Annotated in this window: 25 protein-coding genes and 1 pseudogene; 13 read left to right on the plus strand and 13 right to left on the minus strand. The window is 69.2% G+C overall.

What is annotated here, in order from left to right; all coding sequences use genetic code 11:
- Nucleotides 1-270 precede the first annotated feature (270 nt).
- Nucleotides 271-759 (plus strand): hypothetical protein, encoded by a 489-nt coding sequence (locus tag OG448_RS00390; protein WP_405550524.1) that lies wholly within the window; start codon nucleotides 271-273, stop codon nucleotides 757-759.
- 240 nt (nucleotides 760-999) lie between these two features.
- Nucleotides 1,000-1,545 (plus strand): hypothetical protein, encoded by a 546-nt coding sequence (locus OG448_RS00395; RefSeq protein ID WP_405550525.1) that lies wholly within the window; start codon nucleotides 1,000-1,002, stop codon nucleotides 1,543-1,545.
- A gap of 199 nt (nucleotides 1,546-1,744) precedes the next feature.
- Here the strand turns inward: OG448_RS00395 and OG448_RS00400 are convergent, their stop codons facing one another.
- Nucleotides 1,745-2,116, minus strand: a complete 372-nt coding sequence (locus tag OG448_RS00400; protein ID WP_405550528.1) for a helix-turn-helix transcriptional regulator — start codon at nucleotides 2,114-2,116, stop codon at nucleotides 1,745-1,747.
- A gap of 233 nt (nucleotides 2,117-2,349) precedes the next feature.
- On the opposite strand from OG448_RS00400, the gene OG448_RS00405 reads away from it, so the two are divergent.
- Nucleotides 2,350-2,757 (plus strand): STAS domain-containing protein, encoded by a 408-nt coding sequence (locus OG448_RS00405; protein ID WP_405550530.1) that lies wholly within the window; start codon nucleotides 2,350-2,352, stop codon nucleotides 2,755-2,757.
- 276 nt (nucleotides 2,758-3,033) lie between these two features.
- Here OG448_RS00405 and OG448_RS00410 read toward each other — a convergent pair whose 3' ends face one another.
- The 6 genes from OG448_RS00410 to OG448_RS00435 form a co-directional block, all read right to left on the minus strand.
- Complete coding sequence (locus tag OG448_RS00410) at nucleotides 3,034-5,271, minus strand: molybdopterin cofactor-binding domain-containing protein (protein WP_405550531.1); 2,238 nt, start codon at nucleotides 5,269-5,271, stop codon at nucleotides 3,034-3,036.
- Nucleotides 5,271-6,266 (minus strand): FAD binding domain-containing protein, encoded by a 996-nt coding sequence (locus OG448_RS00415; protein WP_405550533.1) that lies wholly within the window; start codon nucleotides 6,264-6,266, stop codon nucleotides 5,271-5,273. Before OG448_RS00415 ends, OG448_RS00410 begins: the two co-directional genes overlap by 1 nt.
- Nucleotides 6,263-6,877, minus strand: coding sequence for a 2Fe-2S iron-sulfur cluster-binding protein (locus tag OG448_RS00420; protein ID WP_405550534.1), 615 nt, complete (start codon nucleotides 6,875-6,877; stop codon nucleotides 6,263-6,265). The genes OG448_RS00415 and OG448_RS00420 overlap by 4 nt, the downstream gene beginning before the upstream one ends.
- A gap of 382 nt (nucleotides 6,878-7,259) precedes the next feature.
- Nucleotides 7,260-7,628, minus strand: coding sequence for a hypothetical protein (locus OG448_RS00425; RefSeq protein ID WP_405550536.1), 369 nt, complete (start codon nucleotides 7,626-7,628; stop codon nucleotides 7,260-7,262).
- Nucleotides 7,629-8,256: 628 nt separating this feature from the next.
- On the minus strand, nucleotides 8,257-9,639 hold the full coding sequence (locus tag OG448_RS00430) for an NAD(P)/FAD-dependent oxidoreductase (RefSeq protein ID WP_405550537.1): 1,383 nt from the start codon (nucleotides 9,637-9,639) through the stop codon (nucleotides 8,257-8,259).
- A gap of 1,326 nt (nucleotides 9,640-10,965) precedes the next feature.
- Entirely contained in the window at nucleotides 10,966-11,589 is a 624-nt protein-coding gene (locus OG448_RS00435; RefSeq protein ID WP_405550538.1) for a TetR/AcrR family transcriptional regulator, read from the minus strand.
- 117 nt (nucleotides 11,590-11,706) lie between these two features.
- Between OG448_RS00435 and OG448_RS00440 the strand changes: the two genes are divergently transcribed.
- The 4 genes from OG448_RS00440 to OG448_RS00455 all read left to right on the plus strand — a co-directional run bounded on the left by OG448_RS00440 (nucleotide 11,707) and on the right by OG448_RS00455 (nucleotide 13,918).
- Nucleotides 11,707-12,378, plus strand: coding sequence for a DUF998 domain-containing protein (locus OG448_RS00440; RefSeq protein ID WP_405550539.1), 672 nt, complete (start codon nucleotides 11,707-11,709; stop codon nucleotides 12,376-12,378).
- Between the two features lie 61 nt (nucleotides 12,379-12,439).
- Nucleotides 12,440-12,652, plus strand: a complete 213-nt coding sequence (locus OG448_RS00445) for a DUF4287 domain-containing protein (RefSeq protein WP_405550541.1) — start codon at nucleotides 12,440-12,442, stop codon at nucleotides 12,650-12,652.
- Between the two features lie 110 nt (nucleotides 12,653-12,762).
- Entirely contained in the window at nucleotides 12,763-13,062 is a 300-nt protein-coding gene (locus OG448_RS00450) for a hypothetical protein (protein WP_405550543.1), read from the plus strand.
- Nucleotides 13,063-13,339: 277 nt separating this feature from the next.
- Nucleotides 13,340-13,918 carry a TIGR03086 family metal-binding protein gene (locus OG448_RS00455; RefSeq protein ID WP_405550544.1) on the plus strand — a complete coding sequence of 193 codons (579 nt, stop codon included), beginning with the start codon at nucleotides 13,340-13,342 and terminating at the stop codon, nucleotides 13,916-13,918.
- A gap of 55 nt (nucleotides 13,919-13,973) precedes the next feature.
- On the opposite strand, the pseudogene OG448_RS00460 reads toward OG448_RS00455, so the two are convergent.
- The 4 genes and pseudogenes from OG448_RS00460 to OG448_RS00475 all read right to left on the minus strand — a co-directional run.
- Nucleotides 13,974-14,882, minus strand: a pseudogene (locus OG448_RS00460) (IS5 family transposase); the annotation flags it as partial.
- Between the two features lie 162 nt (nucleotides 14,883-15,044).
- Entirely contained in the window at nucleotides 15,045-15,821 is a 777-nt protein-coding gene (locus tag OG448_RS00465) for an SDR family NAD(P)-dependent oxidoreductase (protein ID WP_405550545.1), read from the minus strand.
- Nucleotides 15,822-15,864: 43 nt separating this feature from the next.
- Nucleotides 15,865-17,109 carry an MFS transporter gene (locus OG448_RS00470; RefSeq protein WP_405550546.1) on the minus strand — a complete coding sequence of 415 codons (1,245 nt, stop codon included), beginning with the start codon at nucleotides 17,107-17,109 and terminating at the stop codon, nucleotides 15,865-15,867.
- 15 nt (nucleotides 17,110-17,124) lie between these two features.
- Nucleotides 17,125-17,391 (minus strand): cyclophilin-like fold protein, encoded by a 267-nt coding sequence (locus tag OG448_RS00475; protein WP_405558615.1) that lies wholly within the window; start codon nucleotides 17,389-17,391, stop codon nucleotides 17,125-17,127.
- Between OG448_RS00475 and OG448_RS00480 the strand changes: the two genes are divergently transcribed.
- The 4 genes from OG448_RS00480 to OG448_RS00495 all read left to right on the plus strand — a co-directional run bounded on the left by OG448_RS00480 (nucleotide 17,333) and on the right by OG448_RS00495 (nucleotide 21,587).
- Entirely contained in the window at nucleotides 17,333-17,461 is a 129-nt protein-coding gene (locus OG448_RS00480; RefSeq protein WP_405559061.1) for a hypothetical protein, read from the plus strand. The two genes, OG448_RS00475 and OG448_RS00480, sit on opposite strands and share 59 nt — an antisense overlap.
- Nucleotides 17,462-17,550: 89 nt before the next feature.
- Nucleotides 17,551-18,435 carry a helix-turn-helix transcriptional regulator gene (locus tag OG448_RS00485; protein ID WP_405550547.1) on the plus strand — a complete coding sequence of 295 codons (885 nt, stop codon included), beginning with the start codon at nucleotides 17,551-17,553 and terminating at the stop codon, nucleotides 18,433-18,435.
- Nucleotides 18,436-18,721: 286 nt separating this feature from the next.
- Nucleotides 18,722-19,585 carry an ASCH domain-containing protein gene (locus OG448_RS00490; RefSeq protein WP_405550548.1) on the plus strand — a complete coding sequence of 288 codons (864 nt, stop codon included), beginning with the start codon at nucleotides 18,722-18,724 and terminating at the stop codon, nucleotides 19,583-19,585.
- Between the two features lie 289 nt (nucleotides 19,586-19,874).
- Nucleotides 19,875-21,587 (plus strand): MOSC domain-containing protein, encoded by a 1,713-nt coding sequence (locus OG448_RS00495; protein ID WP_405550549.1) that lies wholly within the window; start codon nucleotides 19,875-19,877, stop codon nucleotides 21,585-21,587.
- A 240-nt stretch (nucleotides 21,588-21,827) separates the two neighbouring features.
- Here the strand turns inward: OG448_RS00495 and OG448_RS00500 are convergent, their stop codons facing one another.
- Entirely contained in the window at nucleotides 21,828-22,424 is a 597-nt protein-coding gene (locus OG448_RS00500; RefSeq protein WP_405550550.1) for a TetR/AcrR family transcriptional regulator, read from the minus strand.
- Nucleotides 22,425-22,487: 63 nt separating this feature from the next.
- Between OG448_RS00500 and OG448_RS00505 the strand changes: the two genes are divergently transcribed.
- A complete protein-coding gene (locus tag OG448_RS00505) occupies nucleotides 22,488-23,366 on the plus strand; it encodes an NAD(P)H-binding protein (protein ID WP_405550551.1) in 879 nt (292 codons plus the stop codon).
- A 310-nt stretch (nucleotides 23,367-23,676) separates the two neighbouring features.
- A complete protein-coding gene (locus OG448_RS00510; protein ID WP_405550553.1) occupies nucleotides 23,677-23,865 on the plus strand; it encodes a hypothetical protein in 189 nt (62 codons plus the stop codon).
- Between the two features lie 104 nt (nucleotides 23,866-23,969).
- Here OG448_RS00510 and OG448_RS00515 read toward each other — a convergent pair whose 3' ends face one another.
- Nucleotides 23,970-24,470: an Ig-like domain-containing protein gene (locus OG448_RS00515; RefSeq protein ID WP_405550554.1), complete on the minus strand. Its 501-nt coding sequence runs from the start codon at nucleotides 24,468-24,470 to the stop codon at nucleotides 23,970-23,972.
- Between the last annotated feature and the right edge of the window lie 114 nt (nucleotides 24,471-24,584).

The following is a 24,584-nucleotide window of genomic DNA, read 5'->3' on the forward strand; positions in this document are numbered from 1 at the left end:
TCGGAGATGCTCCCCGCACGACGCGATCCGTCACCGGCCTCGACCACGGCCACCCGCCCCGAGGCGCCCACCGTCGAGCGGCTCACCCCCCTCCGACCATGCGCGGTGTTCGACAAGCCGCGGACCCTGGGGGCCCTCCGAGGAACCTGCCGGGGCCGGCCGTGGCTGATGGCCCGGCCGGCCCCGGCAGGTTTCCGGCTATCGCGCGGGAAGCAGATCGGCGAAGTAGGTGTCCTCGCCCGTGCACCCCCGGCGGAGTTTCGGTGAATCATGTCCGATGCCGAGCTCCAGCCGGTGTGCCCCGCGCTCGACGGCCGCCCTCAACGGGCCCAGCAGACAGCCGAAGTGGTAGACCGTTCCCCGGTCGAGGCCTGGGATGTCGAGGATCCCGAGGGTGTGCGCGTCCATGGTGTCGTCGAACATCCGGCACAGCATGTGAGCGATCACCTTCCCCCGCCACCGGGTGCGGACGAAGAAGTGCTGCCCCGGGCGCCGGTGGTAGTTGCTGATCCTCCACCTGACGATGTCGGGCGATTCGTTCATGTCGTTGCGCCGGGAGACGCTGGCGATACCCGCGGCGGCTTCCGCGACGACCTCGTCCGAGAAGGGCACGACGTCGTGCTCCAGCCCGAGCTCCTCGGCTTCGCGGATGTCCCGGTTCCAGTGCCGCCGGCGCTTCGCGGGAAGGCGCTGGAGGAATTCCTCGATGCCGGCGGCCCCGCCGATCTCCAGGGTGCCGCCAAACGCGGCTGGCTATGACCCCGCCCCATGGGCGCGGGCCGCGTCTTCCCGGGGTCGACGATCACGGGTACTGAGTGTGGACCACGTCACCGAGGGTTCCTCTCGGTGGAGGCGGGTGCGTCGCGAGTTGCCTGCCGGTTCTCCAGCAAGCCGGACATCTTTCGAAAACTCGTACCAGGTGTGTCGTACGGGCTGGGTGGGGCGGGTACCCGGGGCTTCGGCCAATCCGGGGGGCTCGGTCCCGACGAGGAGGCTGTGGTGAGTGCGAGTGACCTCCCGAGTGCCGGCACGAACGGCACGCGGCAGGCCGGCCGGCTCCGGCTGGACCTGCTCGGCATCTATCTCAACGACCATCTGGCGGGGGCCACCGTCGGCACCAACCGGGCCCGTTACCTGGCCCGCGCGACCCGTGGCACCCCGACCGGCGAGGCCCTGGAACCGATCGCGCGTGAGATCGCGCAGGACCGGCGGAGCCTGCTGGACATCATGGCCAGGCTGAGTGTCCAGGCGCGCCAGTACAAGGTCTTGGCGGGTCGCGCGGCCGAGTTGGCCGGGCGGCTCAAGAGCAACGGCCGTCTGGTCCGCCGGTCCCCGCTCACCACGGTCATCGAGCTCGAGTTCCTGCGGCTCGGCGTCGAGGGGAAAGCGGCCGGCTGGCGGACGCTGCGCCCGCTCGCCGAGACGGACGAGCGCCTCGACCCGCGGCAGCTCGACCAACTGCTCGAACGGGCCGACCGGCAGCTGCGCACGCTCGAGGAGCTCCGCTTCCGGCGGTCGCAGGAGGTGTTCCGGGGCCCTGGGTGACCGACCTGTTCCTCGGCGAGGCTCAGGCACCCGCCGTTCCGCAAGAGACGCAAGGCGCACCAGAGGAGTGCCGTCATGACTGTTCCCGGTGTCGCGGGCGACTGTGATCGCGTCCTGGAAGACCTGCACCGAACCGGGAGGCATGTCGTCCTGGTCGCCGGCGACCGGCCGGCCGCCGAGCAGATCTACCGCTGGAGCACTAGTTCGCCGCGGCTTGCGTTGCCTGGGGTTGTGCGGGCTCGCTGGGCCGTGCCTGGCCATGGGTTTGGTCCTGGAGATTGAGCAGTGAGAGGAGTGAGGCCACCGTCAGGCCCTGACCGGCTTCGGTCGGATGGCGCAGGACCTTGGTGGGGTCGATCTCATAGATGTTGCCACGGCCCTGGCGAGTGTGTGAGAGGTAGCCGGCCTGCTCCAGGTCCGCGATGATTTTTTGCACGGCGCGCTCAGTGAGACGGCAGCGGGCGGCGATGTCGCGAACCCGTGCGCTCTGGTTGTCCGCGATGGCCGCAAGGACGCGAGCGTGGTTCGTCAGGAACGTCCATCCGCTGTGTGACTCAGGTACCCCATCCATGGCCCGATTCTATCGAGCAGGCGTGCACGCTTCCAAAAACACGTACGCGCTTTCGTGTATCACTTGACGGATGTTGCTCCCGTGGGGGAACGTTGGAGCGGTCTACACCAGTGCATTGGGAGTAAGCCGTGCAGCAACCCTCGTACCGGGCCCAGTCCCCCCTGGCGCCGAACCTCCCCTGCTCCGACAGAGACGGTGCTGCGGGATCGCTTCTGCCTGGTCAGGTAACAGCGTTGTACGCATCGAGCGGCAACCGTGACCGGGTGACAGTGCAAGGTGAACTCGACCTCATCTCGGGCAACCAGATCCGAGCCCACCTGGTCGAAGCCCTGACCGCTTCGGCCAACGGTCTCGAGTTGGACTTGAGCGGGCTCAGCTTCTGCGACTGCGCCGGCCTCAGCGTGCTTCTGGACCTCCGGCAGCGGGCCCTGAGTCAGGGCAAAGCCGTCACGATCCAGGCCGTCAGCCCCACGGTCGACAGGTTGCTCGATCTCACGGGAGCACAAGAGCTGTTCTCACCCGAGCGGTCGTGGTGCACGGAACCCGCGTCATCCGGCGCCGCCTCGCTGCCCTCACCGAAGCCGGGAGCGCCGCCCAGCGTCGACGTACAGCGTGCCCGGCACGTGTCAGTGCCTGTGTGAACCCGCTTGAGTGGATGAGGGTGACGAGGGCGGCGGCGACCGCGCCCTGGAACACCGCGGCGGCCGGACCATCCCCGCGGGCGCGGGGGCGACTCTTGCCGAGCAGGCACTTTCAAGGGCAGGACAGCCCATTTCATTCAGTTGCGACGGCCCCACCTGCCGAAGCACTTCCAAGTGGACGCACCAACCACACCGCACGAGAAACGCGTGCACGTACTCGCATCGGCCAGCCCTAGGAAGCGATCGGGCGCCTGCCCCGGTGCCCTACCAGGGAATTCAGACACCCATGGGCGGGAGGCCGGGCAGCACCTTGTCGAGGGTGATGGGAAAGTCGCGCACGCGTACACCGGTGGCGTTGAACACTGCGTTCGCGACCGCCGCACCGGCCCCGCAGATCCCCAGCTCGCCGGCGCCTTTTACCCCAAGGGGGTTGGCCTTGTCGTCGAACCCGTCGAGGAGGACCGCGTCGACATCGGGGATATCCGCATGGACCGGTACCAAGTAGTTCGCGAGATCCCGGTTGATGAACTCACCGGTCCGCACATCGACCACCGCCTCTTCGTGCAAGGCCGCACTCAGGCCCCAGATCATGCCGCCCACCAGCTGTGAGCGCGCCGTCTTGGCGTTCAGGACCCGGCCCACCGAGAACACGCCCAGCATCCGGCGAAGACGGATCTCGGCGGTGTCGGCATCGACACCCACCTCCGCGAAATGAGCCCCGTACGTATTGATCGAGTACGCGCTGTAGTTCGGATCCTCGGCCATGGAGGCGACCTCGCCTTCTCCCGCGAGACCATCGGGGAAGAGGCGTTCGACGATCTCCTTCAGCGACTGAGACGCGTCACCGATGCTCAGGCTGTCTCCCGAGAACACAGCGTCCGCGGGGCTCAGGCCGTGCAGCGGAGAACTCTCGTCCGCGCACGCCGCGACCAGCAGCTGCTGACGCAGGTCAGCGCAGGCGCGATGCAATGCGGTACTCGTATTACCCGCGCCCCACGAGCCGCCGGAGCCGGCACTCACCGGGAACTCGGAGTTCCCCAGCTCGACCCGCACCAGCTCGGGCGGCAGTCCGAGCCCGTCAGCCGCGACCTGGGTCAGGATCGTGTAGGTACCCGTGCCAATATCGGTCATATCCGACTCGACGACCGTAGTTCCACCCGGTTCCATCCGGACGCGCACCTTCGTCGGTGCCTGGAAGTGCGGACGGATGGCACTCGCCATGCCGTAGCCGACCAGCCACCGTCCCTCCCGCAGGCGCGCCGGCTCGGCGGAGCGGCGCTCCCACCCGAACCGCCGCGCACCCTCGCGCAGGCAGTCGACCAGCTTGCGGGCACTATAGGGAACGCCCCGCTCGGGGTCGAGTTCCGGCTCGTTCCGGATCCGCAGCTCGACCGGATCCATCTCCAGTGCGTGGGCCAGCTCGTCCATCGCGGACTCGACCGCGAGCAGACCCGGCGCCTCACCCGGCGCGCGGACATCTTCTCCCGGCTGCAGATCCAGCGGCGTCAGCCGGTGTCGCGTCAGCCGATGAGGTGCGGCGTAGAGACTGCGCGCGGTGGTTGCGATCTGTTCGGTGTACTCCGTCTCACGGCTCGTGAACGCGTTCGACTCGTGAGCGATCGCCACGAGGCGACCGTCCCGCTCGGCGCCGAGACGAACCCGCTGGCTCGACATGGGACGCATGCCGACGAGATGGAAGACCTGCTGCCGGGTCTGGGCGACCTTGACCGGCTGGTTCACCACCTGCGCGGCAATCGCCGCCAGGGCTGTCTCCGCATGGACACCCAGCTTGGAGCCGAACCCCCCGCCGACGTACGGGGTGTGGACGTGGATCCGCTGCTCCTCTATCTGAAGCGTGCTCGCGAGTGACGCACGAGCCGACTCGGTGCTCTGACAGCTGACGTAGACGGTCAGGTCCCCGCCGGACCAGGCCGCCACCGCGGCCTGCGGTTCCATCGGCTGGGAGAACTCGTACGGAGTCGTGTAGCTCTGGTCGATCTTGACCGCCGAGGTCTCGAACGCGGAGTCGAACTCGCCGACCGCGGTATCGGTCGGCATCATGCCTCTCACCGAATCCGGGGCGTAGACGTACTCCTGGCTCGCGGCGAAGTCGTATCGCCCGGGCTCGGCCTCATAGTCGACGTCGACCAGGTTCGCCGCCGCTCGTGCCTGCTCGAAGGTCTGGGCCACAACAAGCGCTACCGGCTCGCCGTAATGATGAACGTCCGGGCCGGTCAGGACGGGCAAGGCGCGCATGTACGGATTGGACAACGACGTGTCGGGGGCGCCTTGGGCGGGCGCGTTGTGGTGGGTGAGTACAACGCGCACTCCGGGTGATCTCTCGGCGCGCGTGGTGTCGAGCCGCGTGATGTGCCCTTTGCCGATCGCCGCACCGACGATGAACCCGTACAGCATCTGGCCGAGGGGCCAGTTCTCATAGGCGTACGTCGCCCGGCCCGACACCTTCAAAGGGCCGTCCACACGGTCGAGTCCCTGCCCGATCACGGTGGCCATCACACCCTCCTCTGCTCCACCTGGACCGCTTCCGCCAAAGTGCGACAGAGCGTGCGCTTGGCCAGCTCGATCTTGAAGTCGTTGTGCCCCCGCCCCACGGCATCCCGCATCGCCGCCTCTGCAGCGTCGCGATACGTGGCCATCGAGGCGGGACGTCCGGTCAGCGCGGCCTCCGCCTCGGCGGACCGCCACGGCTTGTGCGCCACTCCCCCGAACGCGACCCGGACCCGGCTGATCATCTCGCCCGCCGTCTCGACGATCGCCGCGACGGAGACCAGCGCGAACTCGTAGGACGCCCGGTCGCGCACCTTGCGGTAGACCTGCCCGCCCTGCGGGGCCGGCGGCAGCACCACGGCTGTGATCATCTCGCCCGGTCGCAGATCGGTTTCAATGTGCGGCGTATCGCCCGGCAGGCGGTAGAAGTCGGCGATGGCGACGCGGCGGACAGACTGGTCGGCGTCGAGCAGCTCGATCTGGGCCTCGAGCGCCGTCAGAGCGACGGCCATGTCGGAGGGATGGGTGGCGATGCAGGCGTCGTCGGCGCCGAGGATTGCGTGGACCCGGTTGAAACCGCCGATCGCCGAGCACCCCGAGCCGGGGTCTCGCTTGTTGCAGCCCACGGCCGAGTAGTAGAAGTACGGGCAGCGGGTCCGCTGCAGAAGGTTGCCGCCGATGGATGCCTTGTTGCGCAGCTGCCCGGACGCGCCGGACACAAGCGCCTGGGTCAGCACCGGGTAGCGAGTGCGCACGCGGCTGTCGGCGGAGGCATCAGAGTTCGCCGCCTGAGCGCCGAGCCGCAGCCCGCCGTCGGGCAGCTCCTCGATGTCCGCCAAGGGCAGTCGGCTGATGTCGACCAGATGGGTCGGTTGCTCGATCTCTAGCTTCATCAGATCGAGCAGGTTGGTGCCGCCGCTGATGAACGTCGCACCCGGGCGGGAAACCGCGGCGAGCGCCCCTCGCACGTCCGTGGCCCGCTCGTAGGTGAAGGGCTTCATCCGACGCCTCCCTCGGCGACGGCCCGGAGGGCCGCGACGATGTTCGGGTAGGCAGCGCATCGGCAGATGTTGCCACTCATTCGCTCCCGAACCTCCTCATCAGACAGAGGAATCTGCGAACCCGACACATCCGCGGTGGCGTGACTCGGCCACCCTTCCTCGATCTCGCCGAACATGCCGACCGCCGAACAGATCTGACCCGGCGTGCAATAGCCACACTGGAAACCGTCGTATTCGAGGAAGGCGGCCTGCACGGCATGGAGAGCGCCGGGCTCGCCCAAGCCCTCGATCGTCACGATCTCGTCGTCCTCGTGCATGACCGCGAGCGTCAGGCAGGAGTTGATTCTCCGGCCGTTGACCAGCACGGTGCACGCGCCGCACTGCCCGTGGTCGCACCCCTTCTTGGTCCCCGCGAGACGCAGACGTTCGCGCAGCACGTCGAGCAGGGAAGCACGCGGATCCACCTCGAGACGCTGCGCACGACCATTGACACTCAGCGTGATTCCCACGGGTTCGGGCACCCCGTGCTCGTTCCGGTCGACCTCGGCCGCAGCGCCGCCGACCGGCGCGTGTGACGCTGCGGACGGGGTGCCCGCAACCGGCTCGCTCATCCAGTCCTCCTCGTCGCAACGGGCACTACAGCCCCGTACGTCCCGGGCCACGGGCCCTCGCCCACCCTCGGTAGGAGACGTGATCAGCGAGCGGCCCACACCCCGGCAACCTGGCCCGCCCGTCAGCACACCCGCAACCCGCATCAAGCCGATGTACGACCAAGCTATGGCGAGCGGGCAGCCCCCGCATGTCGGCCAGACGCCCCTTGAGGAGGCGGTTGCGCAGGGAACTTCCACGGGTGACGAGGCTGCCGGGGCGAGCAGGCTGATCCGCAGATCGCCCAGGTGCTCGTGCTCCACAAGCTCCAGGTGTACGTGCCACAGTGCCGCCCGTCAGGACCTGCCTGAGGGGCGGCAGCTCGGCGCATCGGTCGGGCCGTGGCTATGAAGCTTCTGGAGAGTTCGCGTCTGTGCCTGGTGATTCTTCCTCTGCGGGTGCGCCCCGGCCGACTGTCAGGGACCAGCGCACAGCCGTGGGCGCCTCGACGGAGACGGTTCCGTCGCGGTTCACTCCCGAAACGGCTACCTGGTTGTAGGTGGTGCTGACCTTGTCGGCGAGGCACTCGAGGGGGAAGGAGACGTGTACGGGCCGCACGGCGACTTTGACGGTCCCCTTGCCCTGGCAGCGCACTGCGACGATGAGCGCGTCGCCCTTCTTGCCCTTCGCAAACTCGACCTCGGCGTTCCCTGTGGTCGCCTTCTGGCGGCCGGCCAGTGTCTCGTCCGCGTCCAGTTCCGGCGGCTTCCGCACGGCAGGTTCCGTGCTGCCGGGAGCGGCAGCCGTCGCTGAGCGCGATGAGGTCGGATATCCGGACTGGGCGGGTTGCTTGGCGTCGGAGTGGTCCGCGGAGCAGGCAGCCACTGGGAAGAGCATGGCGGCACCCAGCATGCTGAGCGCAATGAGTGTCCTGTGAGGCATGGGCATGTCAGTTCTCCAAGTTCGGGTCGCCCGCCTCACCCGGCCGCAGCTCAGGGTCAGGCACGGGAGTGCTCAGCATCGACTCCGGCAGCGTCCACGTCATGCCGGATCCCTCGGTGAGAGGGTGGCAGAAGTACAGGATCCGCGAGAGCCCGGCGGCGTGGTCGGGGCTGTGGTCGGCCTCGTAGTCGGATTTATGGTTGCCCCGAACCACCTCTCTTCTGGCTCCTGTCACTGCGTTCGACGACAGTCAGGGGTGTGGGCGGGCTCGTGGGTGACCTGCTCAGCCGGGTGACAGGAACATCGTCGACCTGTGTGCCCAGCAAGCATCCATCCGGCCCAAGTCAGCTACAGACGGCCTTTGGTTGGCCGTCACAGGAGGCCAGGGCCGGCCTTGCCGTGATTCTGGCCGACCGCGCCTGCTCAGGTCGCGCGACCCACAGTCGCCTGCGGCGGATGCTCAGACGGCGGACTTGCGTTCCTCGTCACTCAGCGGAGCTTTGTCCAGGAACGCTCGTTTGGGGCCGAACAGCATCGGCAGGAGCATGTCGGGGGAGAAGAGACGTGTTGCGGGGCGGGACAGGCTCATGACGTCGAGGAGGGCGGCCAGGGCGCGAGGGTTGCGGGCGCCGGTGGCGACGGCACGGTCGACGAACGCGGCCAGAGCGCGCTCGACTCGGGTGGGGGGCTGGTCGCTCGCGCCGGGGTAGAAGATGTCCTGACCGATGGCCAGGTCCCATGCGGCGGCGACCGGGCGGGTCACCGATTTCTGCAGGCGGCGTGTGCTGCCCGGCCGGGTGAGGCCCGTGGTGGCCGCGTGCTCGCGTAGGGCGACGGCGCTCTGAGCGGCGACGGTGATGCCGTGGCCGTAGACGGGGTTGTAGCCGGCGATGGCGTCGCCGATGACGATGAAGCTGTCCGGCCAGTGGCGCAGTTTCTCGAAGTAGCGGCGGCGGTTGGCGGTGCTGCGGGTGGTGACGACCTCGGTGAGGGGTGTGGCATCGCGTATCAGTTCGCCGATGACCGGATCACCCAGGCCGAGTGCGAAGTCGGTGAACGCGTCGGAGTTGTCGGTGGGTTCGCCGCCGCGCGTGCCGGAGAGGGTGACGATCCATCGGCCGTCCTCGACGGGCAGGATGATCCCTCCCTGGCCCGGCGGCACGGCGGGGTTGGCTTGCACGTTGACCAGAGGGAAATCTTGGGCGGGGGCCCGGTAGACGCGGGTGGCGTAGGCGACGCCGGCGTCCACCTCGTGCTCGGGCACGGCAGGAAGGCCGAGCTCTTGGAGCCAGGTCGGTGCGCGGGAGCCCCGTCCCGTGGCGTCGATGACGAAGTCGGCCGCAAGATGCTCCTCCTCAGCGTCCAGAGCGCGGACGTGGAGGCCGGTGACGCGGGCGGCGTCACCGGCGAGGCGGGCGGCGGTGGTGTTCTGTCGAAGGGTGATGCGGGGGTCGGCGAGGACGCGTTCGCGGGTCACTGCGTCCAGCAGGTCGCGGGAGCAGACCAGGTTGCGGTGCGAGGTGGAGGTGAAGCGGCGGAACCAGATCTCGTTGGGGGCGCGGGAGACCATGTCGCCCATGATGTGGGCGAGGCGGGCGCCGCGGGCGACCAGTTCCTCGATCAGTCCTGGCAGCAGCGTGTCGAGGGCGGTGACACCTCCGGTCCACACCAGGTGGGCGTGGCGGGCTTGGGGGACGCCGCGGCGGGGTTCCGGGCCGGTCGGGAGGGTGTCGCGTTCGATCAGGGTGACGTCGGCGTGGTCGGCGAGGGCTGCTGCGGCCAGCAGGCCGCTCATGCCGGCGCCGAGCACGATGACGGTAGGGCGGGTGACGTCGTCAGGCATGGGTTCGCGTTTCTTGTGGGGCCATCCGCTCGCGGATGGGGTCGAGGGTCCGCGGCCGGTGCAGCGCGCGGGAGATGGCGTCGATGTCGCCCTCGCCGCAGCCGATGCGCCGAAGAGCGTCGACTCCGGTCCTGCCGGCCGTCACGGCTTGTCCGGCATTGGAATGCCATGTCGTGAGTGCGGCTCGTACTGTGATCGCGCCGGCGATGCCTCGGGCTGTGCGCCCGGCGTGGCCGGCGTCGAACGCGTGCTGCCACAGGGCGTTGTCCAGGAGGGGGCGAGTCGGAGCAGGCCGTCGTGGAGTCGCTCGGCAGAACGCGTCCGTCACCACGCGTGGATCGGCGGGAGGCTCCAGGGCCCGCGCCACCGCGGTCCCTAACGGACCCAGCAGCGATTTCGTGGCCCGGCTCACCATGACTCGCTCCCGTCCTCGGGTTCGGGTACGACCGACCGGAAGACGCCTTCGAGCAGGCGCTCCAGTTGGCGGCGGGACAATGAGCCGTGCATGCGCAGGTCCGTGGATCGGACGCCGTACTGGTCCATCAGCGCAGCTACGTTCCGCGGCGAGGTCCGCCATGCGCCGTTTTGTAGCTGTCAGGCGCGCTGCGGCGAAGGTACTGACACGGGAACGTACTCGGTCGTTGACCGTCTCGTCCGGGGGGCTTCCTCCGACGAGGAGAGACCGGACGGTCTCCACTGGGAGAGCTGTTCTCTGCGCGAGTGCGTCGGGGTTGAGGAGCTCGTCCCGGTCGAGCCCGTGCTTGCCGATCAGCGCATCGAGTCGAGCAAGCGACTCAGTCAGTGGGGCTGGTTCCACCGATGCGCTCCAGGAGGTGTGTAATCCACATGTCTGTGGTGCACATGCCACCCTAATCGGCACCCCTCCGCCACTCAACGATCGTTTATGAAATCCCAACTCATCATTGACACTTGGTGGTTGCTCGTAGCGCTGTCCAGAGAACGGAGGCGGTCGGTGTCCCACAGCCGAGTGCCACTCGTCCGGTTCCTGACAACAGACGACTCGAGGTGATGACGCATGTGCCTGCCAGGCAGCCCTGCTGCGCAGCGCGCGGTCATGCGGTCTCCTTGGCCGTAATCCCGGCCGGACGTATCCCCGAGACCGCCTGCGCCGCGCCCTGACTACGGCCTTCGGGCCCGGCCGAGGCACGAGCGGGCCGACCGCGCCCCCCGAACGCGCGGCCGGCCTCCGCTCATGGCTGGCGTGCTGCGCGGCGCAGAGGGACGACGACGTCCTCGCCGGTGCTCGTCTCGCTGAGCCGGTAGTAGCCGATGTGTGCCAGCCGCTCAGTCCGGTTGCGGCCGGGGTCAGCGGTATGCGGCGAGGAAGGCCCGCACGCCCGCGTCGGCGTAGTGGTCGAGTTGGGGCTGGGTGTGCTGCGGGCTGCCGTGGAACATGGCCTTGTTCACCGGGATCCAGAGCAGCAGGCCGGAGAAGTGGTTGGCGGCCAGGAGGGGGTCGTCGATCCGCAGCAGGCCCTGGTCGGCCAGGCGTTGGAAGGTGTCGGCCAGGGTGGCCAGGACCCGCTCGAAGCCCTGCTCGTACCACGCGGCGCCCAGGTCGGGGAAAGTGTCGGCGTTGGCGATGATGAGTCGCCGCAGCTGGAGCACCTGGGGCTGGGTGAGGGTGGCCAGGAACTGACGGGCCATCTGGAGCAGGTTCTCCTCCAGCGAATCCGCGTCGGCGGGGATGACGGCCACCAGGTCGATCATGGCCTCGATCCGGTCGGTGGTGGCCAGGACGATCTCGGCGAACAGCTTCTCCTTGTCCGCGAAATGCTTGTACACCGTCTGCTTTGACACGGCGGCCAGCTTGGCGATGTCGTCCATGCTCGTGCCGGCGTAGCCCTTCGCCATGAACACCGATGTCGCGGCCTCCATGATCGCCTGGTGCTTGCGGGCCGAGCGTCCGCCGGGTTCGTTCGCTTCCATGCCTCCTCCTTCACGCCAATACAGTACTGGACAGTCCAGTTCCTCTTTGGGTACTGTACCGTCCAGTTCTGCAGTACTGGACAGTCCAGTTCTGACGTGATCCGGGGGGGATCCCGCATGACGCAGGCGATTCGTGCACCGTTCACCGGCCGCGCTGCCTCAGCTCCGCTCGCCACCCGCGCGCTGCTCGCCTGTGGGGCGGTGGCAGGGCCGCTGTTCCTAGGGGTGGGGGTGATCGAGGGCCTCACCCGCACCGCCTTCGACTTCACCCGAAACGCCATCAGCCAGCTCAGCCTCGGCTCGCTCGGCTGGATCCAGGTCGCCAGCTTCCTGGTCACCGGCGCGCTGCTCACCGCCGGCGCGGTGGGACTGCGAAGGGCGATCGGCCACACTGCCGGCGGCACCTGGGCGCCGCGCCTGGTCGGCGTGTTCGGCGTGTCCTTCCTGCTCGCCGGGGTGTTCACGGCGGACCCCGGCGCGGGCTTCCCGGCCGGTACGCCGGACGGCCCTGCCACGCTGAGCGGCCACGGAACGGTCCACATGCTCAGCGGCACCGTGGGCTACCTCGCGCTGTGTGCCGCGTTCCTCGTGCTGGCCCGGCACTTCGCCGCCCAGGGCCGAGGCGGTTGGGCCCTGACCTACCGTCTCCTGCCGCTTGGGATCTTCGCCGGGTTCGCCGCCTCCGCCGCCACGGTCGCGGCCTTCACCGCCGCGGCCGGCCTCGGCCTGCTCGCACTCACCGCAGCCATCGCCCAGCTGGCCAACCTCGCCCCGACCGTACGGCGGTAGCGCCCCGGTTCCGCAAGCAGCACCCCGAGACCACCTCCTCAGACAGACAGGACGCCGCATCATGACCGCACCGCTGAAAGGCCCCGCCAGCTACTTCCCGTCGATCGAGAAGAAGTACGGCCGCCCGATCGAGCAGTGGAAGGAGCTGATCCGCACGTCGCCCCTGACCAAGCACATGGAACTCGTCGCATGGCTCAAGTCCGAGCACGGCCTCGGTCACGGGCACGCCAACGCCCTTGTCGCCCACACCCTCGCCGAACGCGGCGACAACTGACCGTGGACCCTGCGGGCTGTGGAAATGACGCCCGCCGCAGAGCGCTGTCGGGGGCGGGCTCAGGTGACGCGTTCTGCTTCGTCGGCGAGGGCGGAGAGGAACGCCCCACGGTGTACGTCAGCCTCGACGGTGAGGCCGGACCGCTCGCCATCGGACTGCCGGAGTTGGTGCGGCTGTGTCCGGTGGCACCGTGGTGGCGGGATGCTCCCGGACGGACAGCCGGAGAACTCCAGGCGGTCGCCGACGAGTACCGGAAGGACATACCCGACCTCGACCAGCGACGCGTCCGTGCGGCCAGGGCGCTCGGCCTCGATCCGGCCGGGCTGCCGTCCGAGGCGACAGCCCTGGCCCGGCTCGTGGAGCTCTCCCGAGGACCTGTCGCCGCGGGCTGCCCCGTCGTCGGGTCCTAGGCCGTGTCTGACAAATGGCGCCGCCGGCCGCAGGGCGGGGCACGCGGTGTCCCGGTGCGTGCAATCGCAAGGCAGAGGATCACCCTCGTATTGGTCGTTTTCGGGCGGGCCCGGCAGTGCTGCGCGTGGCCGTGCCGGGTGTCGCGCGCCAGGCTGCCGTAGCCGTAGCCGGTGGCGATCTGTCAGTGCGCGTGCTGTCCTCGGTGAAAGACCTGACGCCTGGTCCTATGCCAACTTATGGTGACGGTTCGATCTTGGGACTACGGGAGGGCGACGGATGAACGTCGACGGTTTCAAACTGCTCGCTGAGGCGCACGACTACCTGCTTGCTGCCGCGCGTGGCGTTCCTGCAGGGGCTTGGGGGGATTCGACGCCGTGTTCGGAGTGGACGGTGCGTCAGGTGCTGAACCATGCGCGCCTGGACCAGCAGGCGCTGGTCATGCAGATAACGGGCGTCGCGCCCGCGGGTGACCCGTTCGAGCCCGCGGACGCGACGGCCGACAACTCAGTCGCGGAACTGACGGCGGTGCTGGAGGCGGCTGTCGCAGCGTGGGAGTCGGGGCGCGACGCGGAGAGTGTGCCCACCCCGATGGGGTCGATGCCGGCCAATATGGGCACCGCCGCCGCGGCGCTCGACGCCGGAATCCATGCCTGGGACATCGCCAGAGCTACCGGGCAGGACCTGCCGCTGTCCGAGGAGATGGCCGAGGCACTGGAGGACATCGCGTCGAGGATCGTCGATTTCGTGCGTGACTCGTTCGGGAAGTATGCGCCGCCGCTGGCCGTTCCGGAGGGCGCGAGCCGCGCGGAGAGACTCCTCGCGTTCACCGGGCGCGACCCGCACTGGCCCCGTTGACCTCGCGCTGAGCGCGGCACCCCGGGAAGACGGTGTCTCGCCGGGACGGCGACCAGTTTCTGCACGACAAATGATCACGGCGTGGTGTCGCGGAGCCACAGAATGAGCGAGGCGAGGTGCAGTCCTGCCCGGTAGCGGGCGGCGAGCTTGTCGAAGCGGGTCGCGACGGCGCGGAACTGCTTCAAGCGGCTGAAGCATCGCTCGACCACGTTGCGGCCTTTGTAGAGCTCCTTGTCGAAGGCCGGTGGCCGGCCGCCGAGGGTGCCTCGTCGCTGCCGGTTGGCGGCCTGGTCGGCACGTTCGGGGATGGTGGCCCGGATGCCGCGACGCCGCAGGCCGGCCCGGATGGCCCGGGAGGAGTAGGCCTTGTCGGCCAGGACTCGTTCAGGGCGGCGGCGCGGGCGGCCCGTGGTGGCACGAGGCACCCGGATGGCGTCCAGCACCGTGTCGAACACGGTGGAGTCGTTGACGTTCCCGGCGGTCACCACGACGGACAGGGGCAGGCCACGGCTGTCAACGGCCAGGTGGACCTTGGTCGTCAGCCCGCCCCGGGACCGGCCGAGGGCCTGCTCTGCCGCCGCGCGTTGCGGATCTTCCAGTTTGTCCTCGCCGGGCTCCCCTTTTTCCCGGCACCAGCGGCGTGTTGATGGGCTCGGTTGATGGTGGAATCCACCGACACCGTCCACTCCACACGGCCGATGGCGTCGTCGCGGACCTGGGCATGTTCCAGCAGTCTGGCCCAGGTGCCGTCGGTCTCCCAGCGGGTGAACCGTTCATAGACGCTCTGCCACGGGCCATACCGCTCGGGCAGGTCCCGCCAAGGCGCCCCGCACCGCAACCGCCACAACACTCCGTCGATCACCTGCCGGTGATCCCGCCAGGGCTGCCCCCGGCCATCCATCACCGGGAGCAGCGGCGCTATCCGCTCCCACGCCACATCCGTCAACTCACCACGACCAGCCACAAGATCAATTATCAGACACGGCCTAGGGAGATCCACTCGATCCCCTGTTCGTCAGCGCCCTCGACTGAGGAACAGGGGATCGACCATCGAGGCCCGGAGCTAAGGGTGGGCTCGGCCAGTTGTCCGCAGCCTGGCCACAGTCGGCCGGCCACAAGCGGGCTGTCACTGGGCGGTGTAGCCGCCGTCGACGGGCAGGGCGATACCGGTGACGTAGCTGGCACCGGGGCTGGCCAGCCACAGGACGGCCTGGGCGATCTCGTCGGCGGTGCCGAGCCGGGGGATGGCCTGCCCGGCCTCGGCCCGGGTGCGGTCGAGCTCACCGCCGTCGACCATGGCGTCGACCATGGGGGTGCTGATGGTGCCGGGGCACACCGCGTTGATGCGGACGCCGCGGGAGCCGTATTCGAGGGCGGCGCTCTTGGTCAGGCCGATGACGCCGTGTTTGGAGGCGTGGTAGGCGGCGCGGCCCGGGTTGCCGACGAGGCCGCCGAGGCTGGAGCAGTTGACGATCGCGCCGCTGCCCTGGGTGCGCATGTGGCGCAGTTCGTGCTTCATGGCGGCCCAGATGCCGCGCAGGTTGATGTCCTGGACGCGGTCGAACTGCTCGGCGCTCTCGTCGGCGGCGTCGGTGGGTGGAGGCATGATGCCGGCGTTGTTGTAGGCGGCATCGAGGCGTCCGAAGGTGTCGACTGTGCTGTCGATGGCGGCGGCGACCTGGTTCTCGTCGGTGACGTCGCAGACCAGGGCCAGCGCCTGGTGTCCGGTTCCGGTGAGGTCGTGTGCGGCGGCGGTGGCGGCCTTCTCGTCGATGTCGGCGAGGGCGACGGCCGCGCCCGCTTCGGCGAAGGCGCGGGCGACGGCCAGGCCCATACCGGAGGAGGCGCCGGTGATGAAGGCGACCTGCCCGGTGAAGTCGTATGTCGGGTTCTTGTGGTTCATGGCGGGTGCTCCAGGTAGGTGTGGCGGGGGCGGCTGGGCCGGTTCAGGCCCGCACCGACGTCGCTTCCGTGGTCGTGCGGGCTGCCGGTACGGGGTCGCCTGCGTCGGTGGGTGTTGGCGTGCGCTGGATCGTGACGGCCAGGGCGGTCAGCGGCAGCAGGGTCAGGCCGGCGAGGACGGCACCGACCAGGGCGGGCCCGGTCACGCCGAGCGAGGAGGACAGGGCCTGCCCGGCGAGCGCGGAGCCGGCGGCGATGCCGGTGTTGTACGCGGACGTGGTCAGGGCGGAGGCCAGAGTCGGGGCGTCGCCGGCGAAGCGGACAGTGAGGGCGGTGACGACCGGGTTGGTCGTGAATCCGGCCAAGGCCATGAGGAAGATCAGGGCGACGGCGGCGGCCGGGGTGGTGGACAGCGGGATCAGCGCGAGCAGGATCAGAGCGGTCACCGCGGCGGCCGGGATCGTCGTGGCCATGGGCCGGCGGTCGCCGAACCGGCCGCCGATCGCGGTGCCGCCCAGTGCGCCGGCCCCGAACGCGGCCAGCACCAGCGGCACGGCACCTGCGGGGATGCCGGCCCGGTCGGTCAGCAGCGGGGTGATGTAGGCATAAACCGCCAGGACACCGCCCATGATGAGCACGGCCGAGGCCAGTGCCAGCCAGAGCCGTCCCGTTCGCAGGGCCCGGATCTCGCTGCGCACGGAAATCGGGGCGCTCCGTTCCGTTCGGGGAATGAAACGGCCGATCGTGGCGGCGGCGAGGAGAGCGAGGGCGGCCAGGGCCCAGAACAGTCCGCGCCAGCCGGTGACGTGCCCGGCCAGTGATCCGGCGGGCACGCCGACGACGTTGGCCAGGGTCAGGCCGCCCATCATCACGCTGACGGCCCGGGTGGCGTCGGCCGGCCCTGCGGCCGTGGTGGCGATGACGAAACCGACCGCCCAGAACGCGCCGGTGGCCAGCGCGGTGACGAACCGGGCGGCCAGGACGACGGTGAAGGAACTGGTCAGGGCGGCCACCACGTGCCCTGCGGCGAAGACGGTCAGGGCGAGGACGAGGGTCAGGCGCCGGGGCAGCCGCAGGGTGGCCAGGGCCATGGTCGGCCCGCCGACGATCATTCCGACGGCGAAGGCCGTGATCAGCAGACCGGCGTGGGAGACGCTGGCCCCAAGATCGGGAGCGATGTCCGGGAGGATGCCGGCGAGGACGAACTCGGTGGTGCCCATCAGGAAGGTGCCGGCGGCGAGCACCCACACGACGAAGGGCAGCTTGCCCGGCGCGACGGGAGCGGACATACGAGGAACTACTCCTTACGAAGAGCGAACGGGGCTGGGAGGCGGGCTGGATGCGGACATGGCCGGCGTCGGCCAGGCGCGCGATGTCGTCCCGGTCGGTGAGGTGACCGAGGATGACCAGACCCGGCGAGGGACGGCCGCGGTAAAGAGCGCCAGGTTCCCCCGCGGCGTATAAAAGGCCAGGTCACCCGCCTTGGGGTCGGACGATTCGGGGGCGCCGTCCGTGGTCAGCTTGGCGCGGCAGGTCGGCGACGCGCTCGGCCTGCTGGAAGTCGTCGAGATCGAGGGTGAGCGGCGGCAGCGCGGCGAAGACCCGCGCGGCTGGGCGGAAAGCGCCATGCCATCCAGGTAACCGGCATTCGCCGTGCGGAGCGAGGCACGGTCAAGGGGTGTACTGCCAGTACATCGCTGCGAGCCGGAGCGGGACGTACCGTCGAAGGCGTGGACAACCAGGCAGAGGTCCGCGAGTTCCTGACCTCGCGGCGCGCGAAGATCACCCCTGAGCAGGCGGGCCTGCCCTCCGGCAGCCGCCGCCGTGTGTCCGGCCTGCGTCGCAGCGAGGTCGCAGCCCTGGCCGACATGAGCGTGGAGTACTACTCCAAACTCGAGCGCGGCAACCTCGCCGGCGCCTCCCCGGCCGTCCTGGAAGCCCTCGCCCGCGCCCTGCGACTCGACGACGCCGAACGCGCCCACCTGCTGAACCTCGCTCACGCGGCCGATGGCACCGACGCCCTCACCCGCCCCCGACGCCGAAGCCCGCAGTGGAAGGCCCACCGCAGCCTTCAATGGGTTCTGGACGCCGTCACCGCGGGTCCGGCCTTCGTCCGTAACGGCCGCATGGACCTACTCGCCACCAACCGGCTCGCTCGCGCCTTCTACGACGACGTCTACGCCACGCCCCACAACCAGGCCAATCTGGCTCGCTTCAACTTCCTCGACCCGGCCTCCCGCCGCTTCTACCCCGAGTGGGACCAGGCGGCCGACGTCGCCGTGTCGATCCTGCGCACCGAAGCCGGCCGCAATCCCCACGACAAGGGCCTGCACGACCTTGTCGGCGAGCTCTCCACCCGCAGCGATGACTTCCGCACCCGCTGGGGTGCCCACAACGTCCGCCATCACGGCACCGGCACCAAACGCTTCCACCACCACGCCATCGGCGACCTCACCCTCGCCTACGAAGGGCTCGAGATGGCCGCCGAACCCGGCCTCACCCTCACCATCTACACCGCCGAACCCGGCTCACCCGACGAAGAGGGCCTGCGCCTCCTCGCTTCCTGGGCCGCCACCCAGAACGCTGATCCCGCTTGGCCCACACCCGCGAGTTGACGCGTCCTACTCACATTTCAGCGGGCCGTCAATCGGCCTGCACCGCCTGGGTCCTCGCCCGGGCCTGGCGCATCCGCCGCCAGTGCCTCGAACGGCACGCGGACGAGCAGAACACCGCCATCGCCTTCGCCGTCGGCATGAGCGGATCACCGCACCAGCGGAACAACCGCGACCCCGGATCGTCCTCCGGGACCGCAACCAGGGTCGGCCAGGGCGCTCCATCCCTGCCCTCGGGACCGCCACCGGGGCAGTCAAGGCAAGCCGAAATCCCGTGGAGCCCACCTGCGTGGCGTGGAATGCTCTTCGGCGATCGCTGACGGAAGGGGAGGCTGAAAAGGTGTACGTACCGTCATCCGCACGAGCTCTCGATGATGACGAGCGTGAGCTCGTGGAGCTGGCACGCCGCACGATAGACGCGCATACCGACGCCGGGCCCGACGAAGACGGGATCCACACGATGGGCGCCGCGGTCATGGCCGCCGACTACCGGATGTTCGCCGGTGTGAACCTCTATCACTTCACCGGCGGACCCTGCGCCGAACTCGTGGCTCTGGGAGCCGCACGGGCCCAGGGCGCCCGCCAGATGCGCTGCATCGTCGCCGTGGGAAACCACGGGCGCGGGGTCGTCGGCCCGTGCGGGCGCGATCGGCAGGTCTTCGTGGACTACTACCCGAGCATGCGTGTCATCGTGCCCACCCCGGCGGGGCCCAGGTCCGTTCTCGCCGCCGACCTGATGCCGCTGGCTCAGCGATGGACCCCGGAAGGCATGAACGGTCTCGACCCGTCGCTCCACCAAGACCCTGAGACGGCCGGTCCCCCGATCATCCGGTTCAACCCCCGCTACCTCGAAGACGTCCGCTCCGGCGCCAAGACCAAGACCACCCGCTTCAGGGACCCGGCCCAACTCGGGCCGGCCCGGCTGGTGTTCGAGAGCGACCCCGAAGTCGTCCTGCCGGCAGAGGTGACCGGCATCAGGCACTGCCTGGTCAGCGACCTCACCCACCAGGACGCCCAAGCCGAGGGGGTGACGACCGCGACCGAACTCCGGGAAGTCCTCAAGGGCCATTATCCGGATCTGGCGGGAACCGACCGAGTCGACGTGATCACCTTCCAGATCAACGACAAGACGACCGCCGCTTGGAACTCCTGACGAAATGGTCTTCGAGGTGGTCGGATCACTCCGGGACAGATGATCCGGGGGTGCCGGGTGGCTCGGCCGAAGCCATGGGAAGTCGACGACGAGCTGTGGGCGCTGATCGAGCCACTACTGCCCAAGGTCGCATCGAGCCCAGATCCGTCCTCGCCGGCCGCACGTGAATGCACAGATCCATGATCACGGAATCGCAGCGGCACCGGCACAGAACTAGGATCGGTCCCAAGGAACAGATCACAGCGCCATGAGGGGCTGCCCCGGCCGGCCATCCCGCAGGAGGTCCGCAATGGCGACGCTGCTGTCCGTCAACGTAGGCATGCCCAAGGATGTCTCCTGGCAGGGAAGGACCGTCCGCACCGGGGCCTGGAAGGCCCCCGCCCAGGGCCCCCGCATGGTCCGGCGGCTCAACGTCGAGGGAGACGGCCAAGGAGACCTGGCCGGGCACGGTGGCGAAATCCGTGCCGTCCTCGTCTACCAGCTGCAGTCCTACCAGTACTGGCAGAGGCAGCTCGGTCGTGACGACCTGACCTTCGGGATGTTCGGGGAGAACTTCACCGTCGACGGACTGCCCGACGACGAGGTGTGCATCGGCGACCGCTACCGCATCGGCGAAGCCGAATTCGAGGTCACCCAGCCCCGCGTCACCTGCTACCGCGTCGGCATGCGCTTGGGCGAGCCCGCCATGGCCTCCCTGCTGGTCGCCCACCACCGCCCCGGCTTCTACCTGCGCGTCCTGGCAGAGGGCCGTGTCCAGGCCGGCGACGAGATCACCCTCACCCGCAGGGGCCCGGAAGAACTCAGCGTCGCCGACACCGACGCACTGCTCTACCTGCCCGACCGCGACGCCGCGAAGCTGCGCAAAGCCCTGAACATCCCAGCCCTGAGCCCCGGATGGCAGCAGTCCTTCCGTGAACTCGCCACCACCCAGCAGTCCAGAGAGGTGCCGGGATGGCCCGGGTTCAAAACGATGCGCGTCGCCCGCATCGTTCGCGAGACCCCCAGCGTCTCGTCGATCTACCTCCAGACCACCGACGGCACACCTCTCCCCGAGGCCCGCCCCGGCCAGTACCTCTCCCTCCGCCTACCCGTCGCCGATGCCGCCCCCGCGGTGCGCACCTACTCACTCTCGTCCACTCCCGCGGAAGGCACCTACCGCATCAGCGTCAAGCACGAGCCCCACGGGAAAGTCAGCAGCTACATCCACGCCAGGCTTCATCCAGGGGACCTGCTGGGCGTCGCCAGCCCTCGCGGAACGTTCGTACTCGAAGAAGGGACCCGCCCGATCGCTCTCGTCTCCGCGGGGATCGGTGCCACTCCGGTGCTCGCCATGCTCCATCACCTAGCCGCCAGAGGAGATCCACGTCCTGTCTGGTGGATCCACACCGCACACGACCGCGCCCACCACGCCTTCGCGGACGAGGCCCACACGCTTCTGGAACAACTCCCCCACGCGCACGAGCACATCTACTACACCTCGGAAATCCCACGCCCCGAAAGGCCCCACATCACCCAGGGCCGCCCTACTGCCTCATCCCTCGCGGCCCTGGGCATCCCCGCCGACGCGGAGGCCTACCTCTGCGGACCAGCAGCCTTCATGGAGGACGTCGCCGGCATTCTGCGCGATCGCGGCCTGAGCCCCGAGAGGATCCACACGGAACAATTCAGCGCCCTCCCGGCCATCAACCCTGGCATCACGCCCACAGTCGCCGTCCGGCCGCACCCACCAGCCGGTCCCACGGGCACCGGCCCCCTCATCACCTTCGCTCGCAGCGGCGTCACCACTCCATGGTCGTCCACCTGTGCTTCCCTCCTCGAGCTCGCCGAAGCCTGCGACATCCCCACCCGCTGGTCCTGCCGCACTGGCGTCTGCCACACCTGCGTCACTCAGCTCGTCACAGGTGACATCACCTACACCACCCCACCCCTGGAACCGCCCGAAGCCGGCACCATCCTCGTCTGCTGCAGCGCACCGACCACCGAGGTGGTCCTCGATCTCTGACGGGCTGCCAGCCGCAGCCACCCATCAGCTCCCCCGCGCAAGGCGACTCCTGCCTTGCACCAGGCGTGATCCAGTGCTCTGACAGCATTGGTTCGCCGGCTCGGTGGTCGGAGCAGTCGGATGCGCGGTGACGTCCGTCCGATCATGGGGAGCGTGGTGGCTGAGCCCGTCGGTGTGCCCCTCGGCCTGGTGAGCAGTAACGAGGGCCGCGAGGTCTTCTTCGGCCCGCAGTGCCCTCTGTCACCGGAGTTGGGCGAATGCCTGGTCGGCGTCGGCCACGGCCTCGGGGTGGACGTCGTGGGCGGCTCGACCGTCGGCGATCTTCTGCCAGTTGGCCCGGGCGAGCACCCGTTGGACCGCGAGTACCTGAGCGGCTCGCAGGCGTGCCTGGATGCCTTCGCCGAGGGCGTCCGCCAGTGCCTCCTCGTCCTCGAGCTGGTACTGCGTGAGCCGACCCGCAAGGCTCGGTGTGGTGAACACGAGCCGATGGAACGCCACTACTTCAGGATGATCGTTGAGGCCGGTGACGGGGTCGTAGCGATCGAGGCCGGCCCGGAAGTGCCGGTGCAGCGCCGTCACCGGCTTGATGCCGGACCTGCGGTCACGTACGACGCGTGCCGCCTCGCCCTGGTGGTCCGCAAACCGGTGCAGTACCAGATCTTCCTTGGTGGGGAAGTACCGGAAGAGGGTGGGCTTGGAGATCTCGGCCGCGGCGGCGATGTCGTTGACGGAGACGCGGTCGAAGCCGTGCTCCAGGAACAGCGAGACGGCGGCGTCGCCGATGGCGTCGCGCGTCCGCTCCTTCTTGCGGGCCCGCAGTCCCGTCGACTCGCTCATCTGACCACCGTAACATTATTGACCGGGTTGCGTTTTTAACCGAGTAACGTTTTCATGGGCGGCATGAATCAGGTAGACATTCCGCCCGTGCTCGTAACCGGGGCGACGGGCCGGGTCGGCCGCGTCGTCATCGACCAACTCCTCGACGTGGGCGTGCCGGTCCGCGCCCTCACCCATCGCTCCGAGATGGCGGTGACGCTGCCGGCGAAGGTCGAGGTCTTCACCGGCGACCTCACCGTGCCCGAGTCGCTCGACCCGGCGTTGGACGGCGCCGGTGCGGTCTTCCTCGTCTGGACCGCCCCGCCTCAGACCGCCGCGGCAGTCGTCGAGCGGCTCGCCTCGCACGTGCGGCGGGTCGTCTTCCTCTCCTCCCCTCACCAGACGCCGCACCCCTTCTTCCAGCAGCCCAATCCCATGGCGGTGCTGCACGCCGACATCGAGCGGCTCATCGCGGCCACCGGACTCGAGTCGACGATCATCCGGCCGGGGATGCTCGCGTCGAACTCGCTGGCCTGGTGGGCACCCGCGATCCGGACCGGCAAGGTCGTCCGGTGGCCCTACGGCGCTGCCCAGACGGCACCGGTCGACGACCGCGACGTCGCAGCCGTCGCGGCGCGGACGCTCTATCAGGACGGATACGCCGGAGCCGACTACGTCCTCACGGGCCCCGAATCGCTCACCCAGGCCGCGCAGGTAGACGTCATCGGTGACGCCCTGGACCGCCGTCTCGCATTCGAGGAGATGACGCCGGACGAGTTCCGGAGCCTGTCGGAGGGCACGGCGCCCAGCGCGGTCATCGACATGCTGCTCGCCGCGTGGAGCGCGGCGGTCGGACAGCCCGCGCACATCACCACTTCAGTGGCCGACATCCTCGGAACAGCGCCCCGAACGTTTCGCCAGTGGGCCGCCGACCACGCCACCGCGTTCATGGAGGCTCCGTAGCCATCTCGCCAGCACGGAGCGCTGAAGGTTCAGCGTTGGGCACCAGCCGGGGGCGTCCGCCTGGTCCTCATCGACGAGATCCACCACCTCGACCCCCGCACCACCACCGACGTCGAAGCCGCCGACCTCCTCAATGACCTCACCGAACGCATCAGAGCGACCTTCGCCGACACCGGTATCGACGTCGCCTCAACCCCGCTGTTCCGGGGTCCGCGGCACCTGACTCGCTGGCCGCGCCGGCCTCATCACCTGCGGCCCCCTCCCCGCCCGCCACGGCCAGACCCGGCCCTTCACCGACCTCATCCCCGGCATGGAGAACGCCCTCGACCTGAACCGGCACCCACCCGGCCCGCTCCCCCGCCACGCCTCCTATCTCCACCCGCGCACCGCCGGCCGCATCGGCAGCCTCGCCCGCCTCATCCACCTCGACCGCCTCGCCGAAGAAGCCAGGCGCTCCCCGCACCCGCCAACCGGCCCCAACGGCATGATGCGGACGTGAAGAAGACCACGGACACACCAGCCGGCGAGGAGTTCGCTGCCCTCTACGGCCGGGTGTGGGACGTCCTGATCCCCGGCGCGCGTCCAGCGGCCGGCAGGTCGGGCTTACTTGTGGATGCGCGTCATGTTGTGGCTGTTGGTGTTGACCTCGTTGTGGATGTCCCCGGGGTGGAAGTCGATGAGCCCGCACAGCAGGCAGCCCGGGTTGTCGGCCGGGGGAGCCGGGGCTTGGGACACGGTGACGGTGGTGGTGTCGCTCGAAGCGCCGCAACTGTCGTCGCCGTTGTAGGCGGCGGTGATGGTGTGTGTTCCGGTGGTCGTGAAACCGGTGGTCAGTGAGGAGTGCCCGTCGGCGGAGACGGGTGCGGTCGCGAGGAGGTCCGGGCCGTCGAAGAACGACACGCCGAGGCCGCCGCTCGGGTCCGAGCCGCAGGTCACTGTCGCGTCGAGGGTCACCAGTTGCCCGGTCGTGGCCGAGGAGGGCGTGGCCTGGACCGTGGTCGACGACGGATCGGCGGCGGCAGCCGACGGAGCGATGAACATGACTGTGGCCGCTGCCGCCACGGCGACCATGGCTCCGGCTTTGCGCGCACGACGTGCTTTCACTGAGGGGCCTCCTCGGTCCGATGGTGAGGCGGGGGTTCGCCGTAACCGTTCGGTGCGTGACCCTAGGCCGCTTTCGATGGCATATGCGGGAGGCGCGGGTCCCGGCGGCCCACC

Source organism: Streptomyces sp. NBC_01171 (assembly GCF_045039805.1).
Lineage (GTDB): Bacteria > Actinomycetota > Actinomycetes > Streptomycetales > Streptomycetaceae > Streptomyces.

What these genes read in the sequence shown, in the direction of transcription:
- OG448_RS00500 (WP_405550550.1), bottom strand. Translation starts at nt 22,424, where the DNA reads ATGAGCGAGTCGACGGGACTGCGGGCCCGCAAGAAGGAGCGGACGCGC.
- OG448_RS00420 (WP_405550534.1), bottom strand. Translation starts at nt 6,877, where the DNA reads ATGAGCGAGCCGGTTGCGGGCACCCCGTCCGCAGCGTCACACGCGCCG.
- OG448_RS00505 (WP_405550551.1), top strand. Translation starts at nt 22,488, where the DNA reads ATGAATCAGGTAGACATTCCGCCCGTGCTCGTAACCGGGGCGACGGGC.
- OG448_RS00435 (WP_405550538.1), bottom strand. Translation starts at nt 11,589, where the DNA reads ATGGAAGCGAACGAACCCGGCGGACGCTCGGCCCGCAAGCACCAGGCG.
- OG448_RS00510 (WP_405550553.1), top strand. Translation starts at nt 23,677, where the DNA reads ATGGAGAACGCCCTCGACCTGAACCGGCACCCACCCGGCCCGCTCCCC.
- OG448_RS00440 (WP_405550539.1), top strand. Translation starts at nt 11,707, where the DNA reads ATGACGCAGGCGATTCGTGCACCGTTCACCGGCCGCGCTGCCTCAGCT.
- OG448_RS00400 (WP_405550528.1), bottom strand. Translation starts at nt 2,116, where the DNA reads ATGGATGGGGTACCTGAGTCACACAGCGGATGGACGTTCCTGACGAAC.
- OG448_RS00430 (WP_405550537.1), bottom strand. Translation starts at nt 9,639, where the DNA reads ATGCCTGACGACGTCACCCGCCCTACCGTCATCGTGCTCGGCGCCGGC.
- OG448_RS00455 (WP_405550544.1), top strand. Translation starts at nt 13,340, where the DNA reads ATGAACGTCGACGGTTTCAAACTGCTCGCTGAGGCGCACGACTACCTG.
- OG448_RS00495 (WP_405550549.1), top strand. Translation starts at nt 19,875, where the DNA reads ATGGCGACGCTGCTGTCCGTCAACGTAGGCATGCCCAAGGATGTCTCC.
- OG448_RS00465 (WP_405550545.1), bottom strand. Translation starts at nt 15,821, where the DNA reads ATGAACCACAAGAACCCGACATACGACTTCACCGGGCAGGTCGCCTTC.
- OG448_RS00445 (WP_405550541.1), top strand. Translation starts at nt 12,440, where the DNA reads ATGACCGCACCGCTGAAAGGCCCCGCCAGCTACTTCCCGTCGATCGAG.
- OG448_RS00390 (WP_405550524.1), top strand. Translation starts at nt 271, where the DNA reads ATGTCCGATGCCGAGCTCCAGCCGGTGTGCCCCGCGCTCGACGGCCGC.
- OG448_RS00415 (WP_405550533.1), bottom strand. Translation starts at nt 6,266, where the DNA reads ATGAAGCCCTTCACCTACGAGCGGGCCACGGACGTGCGAGGGGCGCTC.
- OG448_RS00410 (WP_405550531.1), bottom strand. Translation starts at nt 5,271, where the DNA reads ATGGCCACCGTGATCGGGCAGGGACTCGACCGTGTGGACGGCCCTTTG.
- OG448_RS00470 (WP_405550546.1), bottom strand. Translation starts at nt 17,109, where the DNA reads ATGTCCGCTCCCGTCGCGCCGGGCAAGCTGCCCTTCGTCGTGTGGGTG.